The organism is Pseudomonas sp. FW305-3-2-15-E-TSA4 (genome assembly GCF_058787295.1).
This window is the reverse complement of sequence record NZ_JBYSZP010000001.1, coordinates 235,742-256,289: the sequence shown is the minus strand read 5'-3', so window position 1 is coordinate 256,289 and position 20,548 is coordinate 235,742. Positions and strand designations below refer to the sequence as shown.

Below are 20,548 nucleotides of genomic sequence, written 5' to 3'. Positions count from 1 at the left end.
TGAAAGCCGGCGAGTATAACGTAATCACGCTGTCACGGCAGCCCGTCTGGCGGCTGTTAAGGCGATTCACTTGACATGCCGCCGATCCATTGTGGGAGCTTGCGTGGGCTATTCGATACCCACCTGATTACGCCCGTTGTTCTTCGCCAGGTACAACCCACGATCCGCCGCCGAAATCAGCAGCCGGCAATCGCTGCCCGCCTGCGGCACCATTGTCGCCAGACCGATGCTGATGGTCAGGCTCGCCCCGTCGCCCGGGGTGTTGTGCGGAATCTTCAGCGCCGCCACGGTCTGGCGCAGTTTCTCCGCCACCAGTCGTGCGCCGCCCGGCGAGGTGTTCGGCAGCACCAGGGCGAACTCTTCACCGCCGTAGCGGGCCGGCAGGTCCGACGGTCGGGCGCTGGCGTCGCGGATCGCTGTGGCGACCTTGCGCAGCGCCTCATCGCCTTCGACGTGGCCAAAACTGTCGTTGTAGGACTTGAAGTAATCGACGTCGATCATCAGCAACGACAACTGGCTCTGATCACGCAGCGAGCGGCGCCATTCCAGCTCCAGGTACTCGTCGAAGTGCCGGCGGTTGGACAGCCCGGTCAGGCCGTCAGAGTTCATCAGCCGTTGCAGCACCAGGTTGGTGTCGAGCAACTGCTGCTGGCTGACGCGCAACGCACGGTACGCCGCATCGCGCTGCAGCAGGGTCATGTAGGAGCGCGAGTGATAGCGGATGCGCGCCACCAACTCGATGGTGTCCGGCAGTTTCACCAGATAGTCGTTGGCCCCGGCCGAGAACGCCGCGCTCTTGATCAGCGGGTCTTCCTTGGTCGACAGGACGATGATCGGGATGTCCTTGGTCGCCGGATGATTGCGGTATTCGCGCACCAGGCTCAGGCCGTCGAGGCCGGGCATCACCAGATCCTGCAGAATCACCGTCGGCTTGATCCGTACCGCCTGGGCGATGGCCTGGTGCGGGTCGGAGCAAAAGTGGAAGTCGATGTTCTCTTCATTCGACAGCCCACGGCGCACGGCTTCGCCGATCATCGCCTGATCGTCCACCAACAACACCATGGCGGCGTTTTCGTCGGTTTTAATGTCGTCGATCTGTAAATCATTCATGGGCGGTCACCTGAGTACTGCGGGGGCCAGGATTGCGGAATAGCCTGTTCATTTGGGGAATACCTCCAGCAATCGTGGCGCTATCTTTTCCAGTGGACGGATTTCGACGGCCGCATCGATCGCCGCTGCTGCCTTGGGCATGCCGTACACCGCACTGCTTTGCTGATCCTGCGCGATGGTCAGATAACCCTGCTGGCGCATGAGCTTAAGCCCTTGCGCCCCGTCGCGTCCCATCCCGGTCAATAAAACCCCGATGGCATCACCGTTCCAATAACTGGCGACACTTTCGAAAAACACGTCGATCGAAGGCCGGTAGATCTCGTTGACCGGCTCGGCGGTGTAGGCCAGCGTGCCGTTTTTCAATAAACGAATATGGTGGTTGGTGCCGGCCAGCAGCACCGCGCCGGCCTGCGGTGGCTCGCCCTCGCGGGCCAGGCGTACATCGAGGCCACTGGCGCTGGCCAGCCATTCGGCCATGCCCGCGGCAAACACCTGATCCACGTGCTGCACCAGCACGATGGCGGCCGAGAAATGGCGTGGCAGGCCCTTGAGCAGCACTTCCAGCGCTGCCGGTCCGCCGGCGGACGAGCCGATCGCCACCAGCCGCTTGCACGACGCCGAACTGCGGTGGGGCGTCGGCACCGGGCGCGAGCGCGGGGTTTTCTCGCCGATCAGCCAGCCGATGTTGAGGATCTTGCGCAGCAACGGCGCCGCCGCCTCCTGCGCGTTCCCCGCACCAATGGCCGGGGTATCGACCACGTCCAGCGCGCCATGGCCCATAGCTTCGAAGACCCGGTGCACATTCTGCTGGCGGTCGACCGTGACGATAACGATCGCGCACGGGGTTTCGGCCATGATCCGTCGCGTGGCCTCGACGCCATCCATCACCGGCATGATCAGGTCCATCAGGATCAGATCCGGGGTGTTTTCGGCGCACAGACGCACCGCCTCGGCGCCGTTGTTGGCGACCCAGACCACCTGATGCGCCGGCTCGAAGGCCAGCGCACGGCGCAAAGCCTCCACCGCCAGGGGCATGTCGTTGACGATTGCGATTTTCATGCCCGCGCTCCTCCAATGAGCTCAACCACTGCATCAAGCAGGGCGTCGTCATGAAAACTGGCCTTGGCTAAATAATAGTCGGCGCCAGCGTCTAGTCCACGACGCCGGTCCTCTTCACGATCCTTGTACGAGACCACCATCACCGGCAGCGATTGCAGGCGGTTGTCGCGGCGCAACAGGGTGACCAGTTCGATGCCATCCATGCGCGGCATGTCGATGTCGGTGATCAGCAAATCGAAGTCCTCCGAACGCAGCGCGTTCCAGCCGTCCATGCCGTCTACCGCGACCGCCACGTCGTAGCCGCGATTGAGCAGCAACTTGCGTTGCAACTCGCGCACGGTCAGCGAGTCATCGACCACCAGAATCCGTTTGCGCGCCACTTCGGCGGCCTGATTGCCATGGCGGGCAATACGCTCGAGACGCCCGGTGTTGAGCAGTTTGTCCACCGAGCGCAGCATGTCCTCGACATCGACGATCAGCACCACCGAACCGTCGTCGAGCAGCGCCCCGGCGGAAATATCCTGAACCTTGCCCAGCCGCTCATCCAGCGGTAGCACCACCAGCGTGCGCTCGCCGATAAACCGCTCGACCGCCACCCCGTAGATCGCGTCACGCTCGCGGATCACCACGACCTTGAGGGTTTCGCCGCTGCTCTGACTGGCCGGACGATTCAGCAACTGACTGGCCGCGACCAGCCCGACATGCCGACCTTCGTGCCAGAAATGCTGACGGCCCTCGATCTGCACGATGTCCTGTGGCTCCAGATCGCACATGCGTTCGATATGCGCCAGCGGAAACGCATAAGCCTCCTCGCCGACTTCGACCACCAGACTGCGCACCACCGACAGGGTCAGCGGCACTTCCAGATGAAAGCGGCTGCCCTCGCCCGCCGTCTGCTCCAGCACCACCGCGCCGCGCAGTTGCCGCACCATGTGCTGCACCGCATCAAGACCGACGCCACGCCCGGACACTTCGGTCACCGTGTCGCGCAGGCTGAAACCCGGCAAGAACAGGAAGGTCAGCAGTTCTTCTTCGCTCAACTGCGCGGCAGTTTCTGCCGGTGACAATTGGCGTTCAACGATGCTGCGGCGGACCTTTTCCAGATCGACGCCATTGCCGTCATCGCTCAACTCCAGCACCAGCAAACCGGCCTGATGCGAGGCACGCAGGCGGATCAGGCCTTCTTCGGACTTACCCTTGAGCAAGCGTTGTTCCGGGGTTTCGATGCCGTGATCGACCGCGTTGCGCAGCAAATGAGTCAGCGGCGCTTCGAGCTTTTCCAGCACGTCGCGATCGACCTGGGTCTTCTCGCCCTCGATCTCCAGCCGCACCTGTTTGCCGAGGCTGCGCCCCAGGTCTCGAACCATGCGCACCTGACCGGTGAGCACGTCGGCGAACGGGCGCATGCGGCAGGCCAGCGCAGTGTCGTAGAGCACCTGGGCGCGCTGGCTGGCTTGCCAGGCGAACTCGTCGAGCTCGGCGTTCTTTTCCGCGAGTAATTGCTGAGACTCGGCCAGCAAGCGCCGCGCATCTTCAAGGGCTTCCTGGGCCTCAAGGCTCAGCGCATGTTCCTTGAGATGCACGTTGAGGCTTTCCAGTGCCCGCAGGCCATTATTCTGCATGCGTTTGAGACGCTGCATGGTCGCCAGATGCGGCTTGAGGCGCTGGGTTTCGACCAGCGATTTACTCGACAGGTCGAGCAGGCTGTTCAGGCGTTCGGCGGTGACCCGCAGCACGCGCTCGCCGCCCTCGGTGGTGCGCTTGTTCTTGCGCGGTGCCGGGTCGGAGGTTTCCAGCGGTGTCTCGATCACTTGCGCCGGGGTTTCAATCGGTGCAGGCGCAGGCGGCGGCGCCTGCATCTGCAACTCGGCCATCGGCGGTGGCGCCACTGTGGGCGCTGCCGAAGGGTCGAGCAGGAGTCCCATCAACGCCACATACGCTTCGATGTCCGGCGCTTGCGGAGCATTGGCCGGCGTGGCGATGCGCATCAACAGATCGGTGCCTTGCAACAGCGCATCGATGTGCTCGGGACGCAACAACAGCCGACCTTCCTGCGCACTGACCAGGCAATCTTCCATCACATGGGCGACGCTGACACCGCTGTCGATGCCGACGATCCGCGCCGCGCCCTTGAGCGAGTGCGCCGCACGCATGCACGATTCCAGATAGTCGGCCTGAGTCGGGTTGCGCTCCAGCGCCAGCAGCCCGCTGCTGAGCACCTGGGTCTGGGCTTCGGCTTCCAGGCTGAACAGCTCCAGCAGCGAGGCGTCGCGCATTTGCTCGGGGGTCATGTGAGGCTCCGGGTCACGGCGGACAGCAGCTGTTCTTCATCCAGCCAGCGCAGGCTGCGCCCCCGGAATTGCAGGACACCACGGGTGTATTTGGCGCTGGCCGTGCTGTTGTGCTCACCGCCGGCACGCGACGCGGCGTCGAGAATTTTTTCATCGATGGCGTGGATGCCGTCGACCTCGTCCACCGGCACCACCACCGGCCCGCCGTGGGCGGCGATGATCAGCATGCGCGGCATGATCCGCGCGCCGGTGGCTGGTGCGGCGTTGCCATCAAGGTCGAGCAACTCGACCAGCGACAGGCACGCGACCAGCGCGCCGCGCACGTTCGCCACGCCGAGCAAGGCCCGCGAACGCTGGTGCGGCAACGAGTGAATCGCCTGCAGCGGCGCTACCTCCACCAGGCTGCGGGTGGCCAGCCCCAGCCATTCCTCGCCGAGGCGGAACATCAGCAGCGAACGGGTTTTCACATCGGTTTCGACCGCCACGGCGACCGGATCGCGTTCGTCCTGCTGCAATGCATAACGGTCCAGCAGGCGCGTGGCGGCGGCGGAATACACCGCGCAGTTACGGCAATGAATATGCTCGGCCAGCAACGGGCACGACTTGTCGCCATGAATACCGATACGGTTCCAGCAATCATCGATGGCCCGGGCGTCTTCGTGGGTGACGTTCAAGGTGTCGGACGGGATCATCGTTTACGCTCACTGTCGGCGGTGCGACCGCTGCGGGCGGCGCGTTCCTGCAATCGTCTGGCACCGGCGCTGTCGCCCTGGGCCTGCAGCAAGGCGGCCAGGTGCATCAACGCTTCGGGGTGTTGCGGTTCAAGGTACAAGGCCTTGCGGTAATGACTCTGGGCTTCGAGCGCGGCACCGGCAACATCGCTGAGCAGACCGAGCCAGTAAAACACCTGCGCCACCGGTTCGTGACTGCGCAAATACTGCTCGCATGCCGCGCGGGCCTCGGCGCTTTTGCCTTCGTTGGCCAGCGCGGCGATGTTGGCGAGCAAGGTCGCCGCGTCCGGGTTGGTGCTTTTGCTGCTGACGGGCAACGGTGCAACGCTGGCAAACGGCCGCGGACGCACCGGCGGTAGCAGCGGCGGCGGACTGCGCAACGGTTGGCGCACGGGCAAAGGGGTCGGGGTCGGCAATGCCACAGGTTCGGGCATGGGTTCAGCGTGTCGACTGAAGGCAAACGACTGCGGGATGCCGATCGAGCGCATGCCCAGGCGCCCGAGCAGACTGCCCTCGGCCGGGCCGATGAACAACACGCCATCAACGTGCGTCAGACGCTTGAGCACTTCGAAGACTTGCTTCTGCGTCGGCTGGTCGAAATAGATCAGCAGGTTGCGGCAGAACACAAAATCGAACGGCGGCTCACCCGCCAGCAGCGTCGGATCCAGCACATTGCCGGCCTGCAGGCGCACCTGCTCACGCACCGCTTCGCTGACCCGATGGCCGTCCTGCTCGGCGGTGAAATGACGCTCGCGAAAATCCAGATCCTGCCCCCGAAACGAGTTCTTGCCGTACAACGCCCGTCGCGCCTTGTCCACCGACAGCGGGCTGACGTCCATGCCGTCGACCTTGAACTGATGCGGCTTAAGCCCGGCATCGAGCAAGGCCATGGCAATCGAATAGGGTTCTTCACCGGTGGAGCACGGCAGGCTGAGGATGCGCAGTGCGCGCATGTTGTTCAATTCGTCCAGACGCTTGCGCGCCAGCTTGCCGAGGGTGGCGAAGGATTCCGGATAACGGAAAAACCACGTTTCGGGGACGATCACCGCCTCGATCAACGCCTGCTGTTCGTCACGCGAACCTTGCAGCAGTTGCCAGTATTCATCGCTGTGCGCCGCTTGCGAGAGCGTGGTGCGTTGGCGCACCGCGCGCTCGATGATCGCAGGCCCCACCGAGGTGACATCCAGGCCGATGCGTTCCTTGAGGAAATCGAAAAAACGCTGGTCGCTGCTCATGACTGTGCCTCAAGTGGCGCGGGGAACAGCAGGCTGCGCACCGCGTCATCCAGCAAGTCGTTGACCCGCACCCATTGCACCAGCCCCTGGGCATCTTCGCGCACCGGGCCGAGGTACGGCGCCTGACGATTGTCCAGGCCATATGGCTGAAAATCCTCGGGATTGCAGCGCAGGGTGTCGGTCGCCTGCTCAAGGATCAGCCCGAGCCAGCGCGACGGCTGCTGTTCATCCGGACGGTAATGCACCAGCACCAGCCGCGTACTGGTGCGCGCCTCGGCGGGATGGCCGAAAGTCAGCGCGCTGAGGTCGATGGCCGGTACCACCGCACCGCGATAGGCGAACACCCCGGCGACCCAGTTCGGCGCTTGGGCAATCGGCTTCAACGGCAGGCGCGGCAGCACTTCCGCCACCTCGGTGGCGCGCAAGGCGTAACGCTCGCTACCGATGCGAAACAGCAGGAACAACGCCTGCTTCGCCACCGGCGCAGCGCTGCGTTTGGCGGTGATTTCACTCATCAGACTTTGAATCGCGAAACGCCGCTGCGCAGCCCGACGGCCACCTGGCTCAGTTCGTCGATGGCGAAACTGGCCTGACGCAGCGACTCGACGGTCTGGCTGCTGGCGTCGCCCAACTGCACCAGCGCATGGTTGATCTGTTCGGCACCAGTGGCCTGAGCCTGCATGCCTTCGTTGACCATCAACACCCGCGGCGCCAGCGCCTGCACCTGATGGATGATCTGCGACAGCTGCTCACCGACCTGCTGTACTTCGGCCATGCCGCGGCGCACTTCTTCGGAAAACTTGTCCATGCCCATCACGCCGGCAGACACCGCCGACTGGATCTCGCGGACCATCTGCTCAATGTCGTAAGTGGCGACGGCGGTCTGATCCGCCAGACGCCGTACTTCGGTGGCGACCACGGCAAAACCACGCCCGTACTCGCCGGCCTTCTCGGCCTCGATGGCAGCGTTGAGCGACAGCAGGTTGGTCTGATCGGCGACCTTGACGATGGTCACCACCACCTGATTGATGTTGCCGGCCTTCTCGTTGAGGATCGCCAGTTTGGCATTGACCAGATCGGCTGCGCCCATCACCGAGTGCATGGTGTCTTCCATGCGCGCCAGGCCTTGCTGGCCGGAACCGGCGAGTACCGAGGCCTGATCGGCGGCGGTGGACACTTCGGTCATGGTGCGCACCAGATCCCGCGAGGTGGCGGCGATTTCACGTGAGGTCGCGCCGATTTCGGTGGTGGTGGCCGCGGTTTCGGTGGCGGTGGCCTGTTGCTGCTTGGAGGTGGCGGCAATTTCGGTCACCGAAGTGGTCACCTGCACCGAGGAGCGTTGGGCCTGGGACACCAGCGAAGTCAGCTCGGTCATCATGTCGTTGAAGCCGGTTTCCACCGCGCCGAACTCGTCCTTGCGGTCCAGATTGAGACGGCTGCTCAAGTCGCCGGTACGCATGATTTCGAGGATCTTCACGATGCGGTTCATCGGCGCCATGATCGCGCGCATCAGCAGCAGACCGCAGGCACCGGCTGCGAGCACGGCCACCAGCAGCGAGACGAACATGCTGACCTTGGCCGCCGCTACCGCCTCGTCGATGTTGGCCATGGCCTGATCAGCGACCCGTTTGTTTTCGCCGATGATGTCGTTGAGTTTCATGCGACCGGTGTACCAGGCCGGGGTCAGCTTCTCGGTGAACAGCTTGACCGCGTCGGCTTCCAGGTTGCGCTTGTGCAAGTCGAGCACCTGATCCTGAATCTGCATGTAGGTGTCGTGATCCTTCTCGAACGCGGCGAACTCGACCCGGTCTTCGTCGGTGGTGACGGTGTTGCGGTAGTTGGCCATCTGCTCTTGCAGGCGCGTCTCGAACGCCTTGTAATCCGCCGCATCTTCGCTGCTGATGCCCTGCCCTTCCTTGAGACCGAGCAGTTCCTGGGTCTGCAGATAGCTGTCAACCCACGCCCCGCGGATCATCGAGCTGTAATAGACGCCGGGAACCGCGTCGTCACGCACGCTGCTTTCACTGGCCTCGATCTTCAGCAACCGTGAATACGAGACAACGACCATCAGCAACATGATCGCGATAATCACCGCAAAGCTCGCCAAAATGCGTTGGCGCAACGTCCAGTTCTTCACAGTGATTCCTCGTGCCTAAGTCGAAATGCGGGGAGTATAGCCGAGGGCGGTGTTTCATTTATAAGACGCTTTTTAACCCTCGGGCCGGCCCGACGTGGTTCGCGGGAAGGCTCTGGGGTGGGACTGTCCGACAATCCGGGGCTGGCGTGCCAGCGATGGAACGGCAAAAAGGGGCGCTGGATCGGCCATTGATGTGGATGCGCGGCTGAAAACGCAATCGTGAGCAGGCTCGCGCCTACTAATTTCGGCGTCCAGTCCAAAACCCTGTAGGAGCTGCGGCACGCTGCGATCTTTTGATTTTTAAAGCCAACATCAAAAGATCGCAGCGTGCCGCAGCTCCTACATAAGTACCGTGTTCAGGCAGTTCTATTGCGATGCCAGGCGCACCTGCTTCTCCAGCTCCACCTTCAACCCCGGCTCCAGCTTCAGTTGCTTGGCCAACTCCTCCAGATACGCCTTCTCCATAAAGCTCTCCTCATCCACCAGCATCACACTGGCGATGTACATCTCCGCCGCCATCTCCGGCGTACTCGCAGCACGGGCGACGTCGGTGGGGTCGAGGGGTTTGTTAAGTTCGGCGTGCAGCCAGTGTTGCAGTTCCTGATCGTTGTCGAGTTTGGTGAACTCGCCCTCGATCAACTGGCGTTCGCGATCATCGATGTGGCCGTCAGCCTTGGCGGCGGCGACCAGTGCTTTGAGAATCGCCTGGCTGTGCTGCTCGGCTTGCGCCGGTGGCAGACGATCCAGGGTTTGCGGTTCGGTTTGTGGGGCGGTGCCTTTCTGGGCGTTCCAGTTGCCGTAAGCCTTATAGGCCAGCACACCAAGGGCAGCGAGGCCACCGTAGACCGCAACTTTGCCGCCGACCTTGCGCGCCTTTTTGCTGCCGAGCAGCAGGCCCATGGCCCCGGCCGCCAGAGCACCACCGCCTGCCCCCGAGAGCAGGCCGCCCAGCGCACCGGAGCCTGAAGACCCACCCAGCAAACCGCCCAGCCCGCCAGCCGCGGGTTTGTTCTGCGCGCCACCGGCCTTGTTCTGCAAAAGATCCTGGCCAGACTTGAGTAGTTGATCGAGCAATCCACGGGTGTTCATGTTCCGCCTCCAAAACAGGGGTTATCCGGATCTATCAGGCCCTCAGCCTAGTTCGAAAGTGCCCCCGAGCGGCCGGCGAGTGTGCTTCCAGATGTTGCTCACTTTCCTGTACAAGCACTGGCAACAGCCCTTCGCGAAAATAGATATACACTCAGGCCAATCTATAAAAACCGCCCACCGGGTACCCTCCTCATGATGACCCTGCGTCAGATCCGTCACTTCATCGCGGTGGCCGAGACCGGCTCGATTTCCGCCGCCGCGCAAACCGCGTTTATTTCCCAATCGACCCTGACCCTCGCCATTCAGCAACTGGAAGAGGAAATCGGCGTCAGCCTGTTCAGCCGCCACGCCAAGGGCATGACCCTGACCCATCAGGGCCACCAGTTCCTGCGCCAGGCGCACCTGATTCTGGCCACCGTGGACAATGCCAAGCGCAGCCTGCAACAAAGCACCGATCAGGTCGCCGGACAGTTGATTGTCGGCGTAACCAGCCTGGTCGCCGGTTATTACCTCGCCGATCTGCTCACCCGGTTCCAGCGTGCCTATCCCAACGTCGAGATCCGGGTGATGGAGGACGAGCGGCCGTACATCGAGCATTTGCTGGTCAGCGGCGAAATCGATGTTGGCGTGCTGATCCTCTCCAACCTCGAAGACCGCCACGCCCTGCAGACCGAAGTGCTGACCCACTCGCCGCACCGTCTGTGGCTGCCGGCCCAACATCCGCTGCTGGAACACGACAGCATCAACCTCGCCGACGTCGCTCGCGAACCGCTGATTCAACTGAATGTTGATGAAATGGATCGCAACGCCCAAAGGCTTTGGCGCGGCGCCGGGCTGCAACCGAAGATCACTCTGCGCACCGCCTCTACCGAAGCCGTGCGAAGTCTGGTGGCGGCGGGCTTGGGTGTGTCGATCCAGCCCGACATGACTTATCGCCCATGGTCACTGGAGGGCGACATCATCGAAGCGCGGCCGATTGCCGACCTCAACCAGACCCTCGATGTCGGTCTGGCCTGGCGCCGCGGGACCGCGCGCCCTGCCCTGGTCGATCCATTCCTGACCGTGGCCCGCGAGCAGCCGCACGGTGGACGCAAGCCATCTATTTAATCGAATGCCACCTTCAGTATTTAGAATTTGTCGACCTCGGAGCCGCGCACTAGTCTTGCTGCATCTATAAGACGGTCGGCTCCCGGGCACGGGAGCCACAATGACCACACAAGAAAAGAGATCGCGGAAAATGGCTGGCGTGCAGACCCCGATGTGTACCGCGTTGTTGATCGACGGCGAACTGGTCGCCGGGCAGGGTTTTGTCGAACCGATCCTCAACCCGGCCAGCGGTGAAATCCTCACCCACATCGCCGAGGCCAGCACCGAGCAGGTCGAAACCGCGATCCTCGCCGCCCATCGCGCTTTTGGCGAATGGTCGCGCACCACGCCGCAACAACGTTCCAGTCTGCTGCTGGACATCGCCAACGCCGTCGAAAAACACGCCGATTACCTCGCCCGCCTCGAAGCGCTGAACTGCGGCAAGCCGCTGCACCTGGCGCGGCAGGACGATCTGACCGCCACCGTCGACGTGTTCCGCTTCTTCGCTGGTGCCGTGCGCTGCCAGACCGGTCAGCTCAGTGGCGAGTACCTGCCGGGTTACACCAGCATGGTGCGTCGCGATCCGATTGGCGTGGTGGCGTCGATTGCGCCGTGGAACTACCCGATCATGATGGCCGCGTGGAAAATCGCCCCGGCCCTCGCCGCCGGCAATACGCTGGTGTTCAAGCCGTCGGAACACACACCGCTGTCGATCCTCGCACTGGCGCCAGCACTCGCCGAGATCCTGCCGCGCGGGGTGATCAACATCATCTGCGGTGGCGGTGAAGGCGTCGGCAGCCACCTTGTTGGCCATCCGAAAGTGCGCATGGTGTCGCTGACCGGCGATATCGTCACCGGGCAGAAGATTCTCCAGGCTGCAGCGAAAACCCTGAAACGCACACACTTGGAGCTTGGCGGTAAGGCCCCGGTGATCGTCTGCAACGACGCCGACATTCAAGCGGTGGTCGACGGCGTGCGCACCCACGGTTACTACAACGCCGGGCAGGATTGCACCGCGGCGTGCCGCATCTACGCCCAGGCCGGGATTCACGACAAACTGATCGCCGAACTCGGCGCAGCAGTCAGCAGCCTGCGCTTCGCCGGCAAGCGCGATGCCGACAACGAGATCGGCCCGCTGATCAGCACCCGCCAGCGCGACCGCGTCGCCAGTTTCGTCGAGCGCGCCCTCGGCCAGCCGCACATCGAGCGCGTGACTGGCGCGGCGGTGCATTCCGGCGCCGGGTTCTTCTACCAGCCGACGTTGCTGGCCGGTTGCAAACAGACTGATGAAATCGTCCAGCGCGAAGTGTTCGGCCCGGTGGTCACCGTGACCCGCTTCGACGAACTCGCGCAAGCCGTGGACTGGGCCAACGACTCCGAATACGGCCTCGCCTCGTCGGTGTGGACGCAGAATCTGGACAAGGCAATGCAGGTCGCCGCCCGCTTGCAGTACGGCTGCACGTGGATCAATAGCCATTTCATGCTGGTCAGCGAAATGCCCCACGGCGGGCTGAAACGCTCCGGATACGGCAAAGACTTATCCAGTGATTCGCTGCAGGACTACAGCGTGGTGCGGCACATCATGGCCCGCCACGGCCAGCATCTCTGACTACGCTAATAACAAGCCGCCAACGGCATGCTGCACCGCGTTCACAACTGCCCCGACCATAATTTAAAGAAGAGGGTTCAACCATGTTCGTGCACAAGACCGCACTGCTCAGTGCAATCACCACAGCCTTACTGGCCAGCGCCAGCCTGCAAGCTGCCGAGCCGCTGAAGGCGGTCGGCGCCGGCGAGGGTCAGCTGGATATCGTGGCCTGGCCGGGCTACATCGAACGTGGCGAGAGCGACAAGGCTTACGACTGGGTGAGCGGTTTCGAGAAGGAAACCGGCTGCAAGGTCAACGTGAAGACCGCCGCGACCTCCGACGAGATGGTCAGCCTGATGGCCAAGGGTGGTTACGATCTGGTCACCGCCTCGGGCGATGCCTCGTTGCGCCTGATCGTCGGCAAGCGTGTGCAACCGATCAACACCGCGTTGATCCCGAACTGGAAAACCCTCGATCCACGGCTGAAAGATGCGCCGTGGTACGTGGTCAACAACCAGACCTACGGCACCCCGTATCAGTGGGGTCCGAACGTGCTGATGTACAACACCAACGTGTTCAAGACGCCGCCGACCAGCTGGAACGTACTGTTCGACGCGCAGAATTTCCCCGACGGCAAACCGAACAAGGGTCGCGTGCAGGCCTATGACGGCCCGATCTACATCGCCGACGCGGCGCTGTACCTGAAGACCGCCAAACCTGAGCTTGGGATCAAGGATCCGTATCAACTCACCGAAGCGCAGTACAAGGCCGTGCTCGATCTGCTGCGCGCGCAGCAGCCATTGATTCACCGTTACTGGCACGACACCACGGTACAGATGAGTGACTTCAAGAACGAAGGTGTGGTGGCGTCGAGCGCGTGGCCGTATCAGGTCAACGGCCTGATCAACGAGAAGCAGCCAATTGCTTCGACCATCCCGAAAGAAGGCGCCACCGGCTGGGCCGACACCACCATGCTGCACGCCGAAGCCAAGCACCCGAACTGCGCGTACAAGTGGATGGATTGGTCGCTGCAGCCAAAGGTCCAGGGTGACGTGGCGGCGTGGTTTGGTTCGCTGCCAGCCGTGCCCGCGGCGTGCAAGGAGAGCGAACTGCTCGGCGCCGAGGGTTGCAAGACCAATGGCTTCGACCAGTTCGACAAGATCGCCTTCTGGAAAACCCCGCAGGCCGAGGGCGGCAAGTTCGTGCCTTATAGCCGCTGGACGCAGGACTACATCGCGATCATGGGCGGCCGCTGACACGCCGCTCACCTGTGGCGAGGGAGCTTGCTCCCGCTGGGTGGCGAAGCCGCCCCAAGACCTGGCAATGCGGTCTGCCATTCAAATCGCATGTGGCCAATTTGGGAGTGCTGCGCACTCCAGCGGGAGCAAGCTCCCTCGCCACAAAAGAAACAGGATTCAGATTTTTCAGAAGTCCAGGCGGGGCCGCTGCGACGGCTTTCGCCTTTTTGGAGCACCGCACCATGACGCTTGCAGTCCAGTTCGCCAACGTTTCCCGGCAGTTCGGCGAGGTGAAGGCCGTTGACCGGGTTTCCATCGACATCCAGGACGGCGAGTTCTTTTCCATGCTCGGCCCTTCCGGCTCGGGCAAGACCACCTGCCTGCGCCTGATCGCCGGTTTCGAACAACCGAGTGCCGGCTCGATCCGCATTCACGGCGCCGAAGCCGCCGGTCTGCCGCCGTATCAACGTGATGTGAACACCGTCTTCCAGGATTACGCACTGTTCCCGCACATGAACGTGCTGGACAACGTCGCCTACGGTTTGAAGGTCAAAGGCGTGAGCAAAACCGAGCGCCACAAGCGCGCCGAAGACGCGTTGGACATGGTCGCCCTCGGTGGCTACGGCGCACGCAAACCGGTGCAGTTGTCCGGCGGTCAGCGCCAGCGTGTCGCCCTCGCCCGCGCCTTGGTCAATCGTCCGCGCGTGCTGTTGCTTGATGAGCCATTGGGCGCCCTCGACCTGAAATTGCGCGAGCAGATGCAGAGTGAACTGAAGAAGCTGCAACGCCAGCTCGGCATCACTTTCATCTTCGTCACTCACGACCAGACCGAGGCGCTGTCGATGTCCGATCGCGTCGCTGTATTCAACAAGGGCCGCATCGAACAGGTCGACACCCCGCGCAATCTGTACATGAAACCCACCACCACATTCGTCGCCGAATTCGTTGGTACTTCGAATGTGATTCGTGGCGATCTCGCACGGCAAATCAGCGGCCATCCGCAGCCGTTTTCGATCCGCCCCGAGCACGTGCGTTTCGCCGAAGGGCCGCTCGCCAGCCATGAAATCGAAGTCAGTGGTCTGCTCCACGACATCCAGTATCAGGGCAGCGCCACGCGCTATGAACTGACGCTGGAAAACGGCCAGACCCTGAGCATCAGTCACGCCAACAATCAGTGGATCGACAGCAGCGCGCAGCACCAGACCGGCCAGCGCCTGAGCGCACGCTGGGCGCGGGAAGCGATGATCCCGCTGCACGACACCGTCGCGAGCGGGGTGTGAAATGAGCACGCTCGCGATGACTCAAGCACCGCCGTTGCGGCGGTTCTCCAACCTGCTCTATCGCAAACCGAACCTGTATTTGTCGCTGCTGCTGGTGCCGCCGTTGCTGTGGTTCGGCGCGATCTACCTCGGCTCGCTGCTGGTGCTGTTGTGGCAGGGTTTTTACACCTTCGACGACTTCACCATGGCGGTCACTCCTGACCTGACCCTGGCGAATTTTGCCGCGCTGTTTCAGCCGTCGAACTTCGACATCATCCTGCGCACGCTGAGCATGGCCATCGTCGTGTCGATCGCCAGCGCCATCGTCGCGTTCCCGATTGCCTATTACATGGCGCGCTACACCACGGGCAAGACCAAGGCGTTTTTCTACATCGCGGTGATGCTGCCGATGTGGGCCAGTTACATCGTCAAGGCCTACGCCTGGACGTTGCTGCTGGCCAAGGGCGGTGTCGCGCAGTGGTTCGTGCAACATTTGGGACTGGAGCCGGTGTTGCAGTTCATCCTCGGCATTCCCGGAGTGGGCGGCAGCACCCTGTCGACCTCGCACTTGGGGCGCTTCATGGTGTTCGTCTACATCTGGCTGCCGTTCATGATCCTGCCGATTCAGGCGTCGCTGGAGCGTCTGCCGCCATCGCTGTTGCAGGCTTCCGCCGACCTCGGCGCCAAGCCGCGCCAGACCTTCATGCAGGTGATTCTGCCGCTGTCGATTCCGGGAATTGCTGCCGGTTCGATCTTCACTTTTTCCCTGACCCTGGGCGACTTCATCGTGCCGCAATTGGTCGGGCCGCCGGGTTACTTCGTCGGCAGCATGGTCTACGCGCAGCAAGGTGCGATCGGCAACATGCCGATGGCCGCAGCGTTCACGTTGGTGCCGATTGTGTTGATCGCCATTTACCTGTCCATCGTCAAACGACTGGGGGCCTTCGATGCACTCTGAAAAAGCATCTCTCGGTCTGCGCATCGCGGCCTGGGGCGGGTTGGTGTTTCTGCACTTTCCGATCCTGATCATCTTTCTTTACGCCTTCAACACCGAGGAAGCCGCGTTCAGCTTTCCGCCGAAGGGCTTCACCCTGCACTGGTTCAGCGTGGCGTTTTCGCGGCCGGATGTGCTGGAGGCGATCAAGCTCTCGCTGCAGATTGCCGCCATCGCCACGTTGATCGCGATGGTGCTCGGCACACTGGCTTCAGCCGCGTTGTACCGCCGCGACTTCTTCGGCAAGCAGGGCATTTCGCTGATGCTGATTTTGCCGATCGCGCTGCCGGGGATCATCACCGGGATCGCGCTGCTGGCGACGTTCAAGACACTGGGGATCGAGCCGGGGATGTTCACCATCATCGTCGGTCACGCGACGTTCTGCGTGGTGATCGTCTACAACAACGTCATCGCCCGTCTGCGGCGTACTTCGCACAGTCTGATCGAGGCCTCGATGGACCTCGGTGCCGATGGCTGGCAGACCTTTCGCTACATCATCCTGCCCAACCTCGGCTCGGCGCTGTTGGCCGGCGGCATGCTCGCCTTTGCGCTGTCGTTCGACGAAATCATCGTCACCACGTTCACCGCCGGGCATGAGCGCACGTTGCCGTTGTGGCTGCTCAACCAGCTCAGCCGCCCACGGGATGTGCCGGTGACCAATGTCGTCGCCATGCTGGTGATGATGGTGACCATGCTGCCGATTCTCGGCGCGTATTACCTGACCCGGGGTGGCGAGAGTGTCGCGGGCAGTGGCGGCAAATAACCGAATAACTGAAGAAACCGGATCGAAATGTGGGAGCGGGCTTGCTCGCGAAGAGGCAATCAAATTCAGCATTGATGTCGGCTGACCCACCGCTTTCGCGAGCAAGCCCGCTCCCACAATGGAACCCGGTTTCTTCAGAAAAATAACAATTGCTTCGAAGAGGACAACAGACATGCAAACCAGACTCTTGATCAATGGCCACCTGGTCAACGGCGAAGGCCCGGCCCAACCGGTGCTCAACCCGGCGCTCGGCAGCGTACTGGTGGAGATCAACGAAGCCTCCGAGGCCCAGGTCGATGCCGCCGTGCGCGCCGCCGACAACGCCTTCGCCGAGTGGTCGCAAACCACGCCGAAAGACCGTTCGCTGCTGCTGCTCAAACTCGCAGACGCCATCGAAGCCCACGGCGAGGAACTGGCGAAACTCGAATCCGACAACTGCGGCAAACCCTACAGCGCCGCACTGAACGACGAGATCCCGGCGATTGCCGACGTATTCCGTTTCTTCGCCGGCGCCAGTCGTTGCATGAGCGGTTCGGCCGGTGGCGAATACCTGCCCGGCCACACCTCGATGATCCGCCGCGATCCGGTGGGCGTGATCGCCTCCATCGCGCCGTGGAACTACCCGTTGATGATGGTCGCCTGGAAAATCGCCCCGGCCCTCGCTGCCGGTAATACCGTGGTGCTCAAGCCGTCGGAACAAACCCCGCTGACCGCGTTGCGTCTGGCCGAACTGGCGTCGGAAATCTTCCCGGCCGGTGTACTCAATCTGGTATTCGGTCGCGGTCCTACCGTCGGCAGCCCGTTGGTCACGCATCCTAAAGTGCGCATGGTCTCGCTGACTGGCTCCATCGTCACTGGCTCGAACATCATTTCCAGCACCGCCGACAGCGTCAAACGCATGCACATGGAACTGGGTGGCAAGGCGCCGGTGATCATCTTCGACGACGCCGACATCGATGCCGCCGTCGAAGGCATCCGCACCTTCGGTTTCTACAACGCCGGACAGGACTGCACCGCCGCGTGCCGGATCTACGCGCAGCAGGGCATCTACGACAAGTTTGTCGAGAAGCTCGGCGCGGCGGTGAGCAGCATCAAGTACGGCTTGCAGGATGATCCGTCGACCGAGCTGGGGCCGCTGATCACCGCGCAACATCGCGACCGCGTGGCCGCTTTCGTCGAACGCGCCGTGGCACAGTCGCACATTCGCTTGATCACCGGTGGCAAGGCTGTGGAAGGCGACGGTTTCTTCTTCGAGCCGACGGTGCTGGCCGACGCGCAACAGGATGACGAGATCGTGCGCCGCGAAGTGTTCGGGCCGGTGGTGTCAGTAACCAAGTTCACCGATGAAACGCAGGCGCTGGAGTGGGCCAACGACTCCGACTACGGCCTCGCCTCCTCGGTGTGGACGGCGGATGTCGGACGCGCGCATCGCTTGTCGGCGCGGTTGCAGTACGGCTGCACCTGGGTCAACACACACTTCATGCTCGTCAGCGAAATGCCCCATGGCGGTCAGAAATTATCCGGTTACGGCAAGGACATGTCCATGTACGGGCTGGAGGACTACACCACGATTCGGCATGTGATGTTCAAGCACTAAGCCTTTAAAAGCTTCGCGAGCAAGCCCGCTCCCACAGGGGGACGCATTCCAAGGTGGGAGCGAGCCTGCTCGCGAAGGCGTCACCCCGGTTTCAGGAAGAAAACCGGCATTACGCACCACCAGGATTCCAAAACAATAACTACCGACCCGGGCGGCGCCCACAAAGCCCCGCCACGGCTTCGGCCATCCGAAATCTGCCGATTTCCCGGAGCAAACACCCATGAGTGCCTCACCCGAATTCTCGGCCGCCGTTGCCGACAGCGATGCCGAACAACTGCGCAAACTCGGCTACACCTCGAACTTCAACCGCAGCATGAGCCTGTGGGAAAACTTCGCTTTAGGGTTCACCTATCTGTCACCGGTCGTGGGGGTTTATACCCTGTTCGGCCTGTGCCTCGCGGCCGGCGGGCCACCGATGTTCTGGGCTTACTTGCTGGTCGGTTGCGGCCAGTTGCTGGTGTGCCTGATCTTCGGCGAAGTGGTTTCACAGTTCCCGATTTCCGGCGGCGTTTATCCATGGGCGCGACGTCTGGTCGGCAAAAAATGGGCGTGGATGGTCGGCTGGATCTACTCCATCGCCCTGTGCGTGACCATCGCGGCGGTGGCCGTCGGTGCCGGCCCGTATCTGGCGGCGATGCTCGGGTTTGAGCCGAGCAACAACACCAACATCGTCATCGCGCTGGTGCTGACCCTGTTCGCCACGCTGGTCAATCTGAGCGGCACCAAAGTGCTGGCGCGTATCGCCATGTTCGGCTTCCTCTGCGAACTGGTCGGCGCGGTGATCGTCGGCGTGTACCTGCTGATCTTCGAACGTCACCAACCGCTGAGCGTGCTGTTCAACACCTTCGACATCAGCGTTGATGGCTCATACCTGCCGGCGTTCCTCACCGCTTCGCTGGCGGGAATGTTCCTCTACTACGGTTTCGAGGCATGCGGCGACGTTGCCGAAGAAACCCCGAACCCCAGCGCAAAAATCCCGGTGGCCATGCGCATGACCATCTACATCGGCGGCATCGCGGCGATGTTCGCCTGCCTGGCGTTGATCCTCGCCGTGCCGGACATGCAAGCGGTGATCAACGGCACCGACAAAGACCCGGTCACCACCATCCTCAATAACGCCTTCGGCCCGATCGGCTCGAAAGTGGTGATGGGCGTGGTGATGATTTCCTTCATCTCCTGCGTCATCAGCCTGCAGGCTGCGGCGAGTCGTCTGCTGTACTCCTACGCCCGCGACGAAATGGTCATCGGCAGCCGACTGCTGAAAAAGATTTCTCCTACCACTCAGGTGCCCGTTGCCGCGCTGTTCGTGTCCGGTGTCCTGCCCGCCCTGATCATCGCCCTCGGCTTCTTCCTGCAAGACGCCGTGGCCACCATCGTCAGCTTCGCCGCCATCGGCATCTACCTCGCGTTCCAGATGATCGTGCTGGCTGCCCTCTACGCCCGCAGCAAAGGCTGGAAACCCAGCGGCAAATTCACCCTCGGCGCGTGGGGCTGGCCAGTGAACATCGGCGCGCTGGTGTATGGCGTCGGCGCAATCATCAACATGGCCTGGCCACGCACGCCGGATGCGGCGTGGTATGTGAACTATGCGATGGTGCTGAGCACGGCCATCGTGATTGGATTGGGGTTGGTTTATATGTGGATCGGCAAGCCGTATGACCATGGGAAGGCGCCGGCTGGGGATGCGTGGAAGGTGAGTCGCTAAATATCAGCAACCTGCCCGCAGGGAGGCGGGCAGGGTGCTAGATCAGTTGCGGCCTGGATAAGGTCTCGAACTCATCCATCAGCAAATGGATTTCCGTACTGGGATTGGGCTCACCACTGACGGCGACGTCCTCAAGCACTTTCGGCGCAAGCGTTCTCGCCCGCTGGAACGGCTCACCCAGCAACTGAGTGAAATAACTGATGTCCCTACCCTTCTCATAGCCCGCCATGTCGGGTTTCGTCCTCAAGCACTTGCTCACCAGGTCACCTGGGGAGTTTTTCCCCACGGCCCGGAATGGCTTGCGACTGAAACCAAAGTGCAAAAGAAGCCAGAACTCGAAACACGGATACGATGCGATAACGTAGATTTTTGGATGCGATCTGGCTGTATTCAACGCGCGCTCGAAACACAGATGTGTATCGCGATCCACCACACAAAATACCTTGTCAAAGCGTTTCTGCCGCATCACCGCCCGCTCCACGATACCGCTCGGGTGTGTCACGCCGCAATGGACGATCTCAACCTGAGCCCGGGCCCGAAAGTGAAACGCGGCCTCCTCCAGATAACGCTTTCCCGACTTACTGTCCTCGCAGAGCACCAGCACTTTGGGCTGTGGTTTGAAGCGTGACGCTTTTCGATCAAACGACTTGCTCGAACTCACCATGG

At 62.2% G+C, this 20,548-nt stretch carries 17 protein-coding genes; 8 read left to right on the top strand and 9 right to left on the bottom strand.

The window, feature by feature from the left end:
• Positions 1 to 108 precede the first annotated feature (108 nt).
• From AC3WMV_RS01185 to AC3WMV_RS01150, 8 genes are all read right to left on the bottom strand, one after another.
• Positions 109 to 1,110 (bottom strand): diguanylate cyclase domain-containing protein, encoded by a 1,002-nt coding sequence (locus tag AC3WMV_RS01185; protein ID WP_025112221.1) that lies wholly within the window; start codon positions 1,108 to 1,110, stop codon positions 109 to 111.
• A 48-nt stretch (positions 1,111 to 1,158) separates the two neighbouring features.
• Positions 1,159 to 2,169, bottom strand: coding sequence for a chemotaxis response regulator protein-glutamate methylesterase (locus AC3WMV_RS01180; RefSeq protein ID WP_007964205.1), 1,011 nt, complete (start codon positions 2,167 to 2,169; stop codon positions 1,159 to 1,161).
• A complete protein-coding gene (locus tag AC3WMV_RS01175; protein ID WP_103368439.1) occupies positions 2,166 to 4,460 on the bottom strand; it encodes a hybrid sensor histidine kinase/response regulator in 2,295 nt (764 codons plus the stop codon). The genes AC3WMV_RS01180 and AC3WMV_RS01175 overlap by 4 nt, the downstream gene beginning before the upstream one ends.
• Positions 4,457 to 5,152 carry a chemotaxis protein CheW gene (locus AC3WMV_RS01170; RefSeq protein WP_007964201.1) on the bottom strand — a complete coding sequence of 232 codons (696 nt, stop codon included), beginning with the start codon at positions 5,150 to 5,152 and terminating at the stop codon, positions 4,457 to 4,459. Before AC3WMV_RS01170 ends, AC3WMV_RS01175 begins: the two co-directional genes overlap by 4 nt.
• Positions 5,149 to 6,426 carry a CheR family methyltransferase gene (locus AC3WMV_RS01165; RefSeq protein WP_103368440.1) on the bottom strand — a complete coding sequence of 426 codons (1,278 nt, stop codon included), beginning with the start codon at positions 6,424 to 6,426 and terminating at the stop codon, positions 5,149 to 5,151. Before AC3WMV_RS01165 ends, AC3WMV_RS01170 begins: the two co-directional genes overlap by 4 nt.
• On the bottom strand, positions 6,423 to 6,941 hold the full coding sequence (locus AC3WMV_RS01160; protein WP_103368441.1) for a chemotaxis protein CheW: 519 nt from the start codon (positions 6,939 to 6,941) through the stop codon (positions 6,423 to 6,425). The genes AC3WMV_RS01165 and AC3WMV_RS01160 overlap by 4 nt, the downstream gene beginning before the upstream one ends.
• Entirely contained in the window at positions 6,941 to 8,563 is a 1,623-nt protein-coding gene (locus AC3WMV_RS01155) for a methyl-accepting chemotaxis protein (protein ID WP_098967409.1), read from the bottom strand. The genes AC3WMV_RS01160 and AC3WMV_RS01155 overlap by 1 nt, the downstream gene beginning before the upstream one ends.
• Positions 8,564 to 8,929: 366 nt before the next feature.
• On the bottom strand, positions 8,930 to 9,652 hold the full coding sequence (locus AC3WMV_RS01150) for a tellurite resistance TerB family protein (protein WP_103368442.1): 723 nt from the start codon (positions 9,650 to 9,652) through the stop codon (positions 8,930 to 8,932).
• 192 nt (positions 9,653 to 9,844) lie between these two features.
• Here AC3WMV_RS01150 and AC3WMV_RS01145 point away from each other — a divergent pair, with 192 nt between their 5' ends.
• From AC3WMV_RS01145 to AC3WMV_RS01110, 8 genes are all read left to right on the top strand, one after another.
• Complete coding sequence (locus AC3WMV_RS01145) at positions 9,845 to 10,759, top strand: LysR family transcriptional regulator (RefSeq protein WP_007967749.1); 915 nt, start codon at positions 9,845 to 9,847, stop codon at positions 10,757 to 10,759.
• A 130-nt stretch (positions 10,760 to 10,889) separates the two neighbouring features.
• Positions 10,890 to 12,347 carry a gamma-aminobutyraldehyde dehydrogenase gene (locus tag AC3WMV_RS01140; protein WP_103368443.1) on the top strand — a complete coding sequence of 486 codons (1,458 nt, stop codon included), beginning with the start codon at positions 10,890 to 10,892 and terminating at the stop codon, positions 12,345 to 12,347.
• 83 nt (positions 12,348 to 12,430) lie between these two features.
• A complete protein-coding gene (gene ydcS / locus AC3WMV_RS01135; protein ID WP_096795797.1) occupies positions 12,431 to 13,582 on the top strand; it encodes a putative ABC transporter substrate-binding protein YdcS in 1,152 nt (383 codons plus the stop codon).
• Between the two features lie 224 nt (positions 13,583 to 13,806).
• Positions 13,807 to 14,844, top strand: a complete 1,038-nt coding sequence (locus AC3WMV_RS01130; RefSeq protein WP_103368444.1) for an ABC transporter ATP-binding protein — start codon at positions 13,807 to 13,809, stop codon at positions 14,842 to 14,844.
• 1 nt (position 14,845) lies between these two features.
• The gene (locus AC3WMV_RS01125) at positions 14,846 to 15,781 is read left to right on the top strand and encodes an ABC transporter permease (RefSeq protein WP_103368445.1); all 936 of its coding nucleotides are present in this window, start codon (positions 14,846 to 14,848) and stop codon (positions 15,779 to 15,781) included.
• Positions 15,771 to 16,580, top strand: coding sequence for an ABC transporter permease (locus AC3WMV_RS01120; RefSeq protein WP_007967757.1), 810 nt, complete (start codon positions 15,771 to 15,773; stop codon positions 16,578 to 16,580). Before AC3WMV_RS01125 ends, AC3WMV_RS01120 begins: the two co-directional genes overlap by 11 nt.
• 172 nt (positions 16,581 to 16,752) lie before the next feature.
• On the top strand, positions 16,753 to 18,177 hold the full coding sequence (locus tag AC3WMV_RS01115) for a gamma-aminobutyraldehyde dehydrogenase (RefSeq protein ID WP_103368446.1): 1,425 nt from the start codon (positions 16,753 to 16,755) through the stop codon (positions 18,175 to 18,177).
• A gap of 220 nt (positions 18,178 to 18,397) precedes the next feature.
• The gene (locus AC3WMV_RS01110) at positions 18,398 to 19,882 is read left to right on the top strand and encodes an APC family permease (protein ID WP_103370572.1); all 1,485 of its coding nucleotides are present in this window, start codon (positions 18,398 to 18,400) and stop codon (positions 19,880 to 19,882) included.
• A 37-nt stretch (positions 19,883 to 19,919) separates the two neighbouring features.
• Here the strand turns inward: AC3WMV_RS01110 and AC3WMV_RS01105 are convergent, their stop codons facing one another.
• Positions 19,920 to 20,546 carry an RloB family protein gene (locus tag AC3WMV_RS01105; RefSeq protein ID WP_097086384.1) on the bottom strand — a complete coding sequence of 209 codons (627 nt, stop codon included), beginning with the start codon at positions 20,544 to 20,546 and terminating at the stop codon, positions 19,920 to 19,922.
• Positions 20,547 to 20,548: the final 2 nt, after the last annotated feature.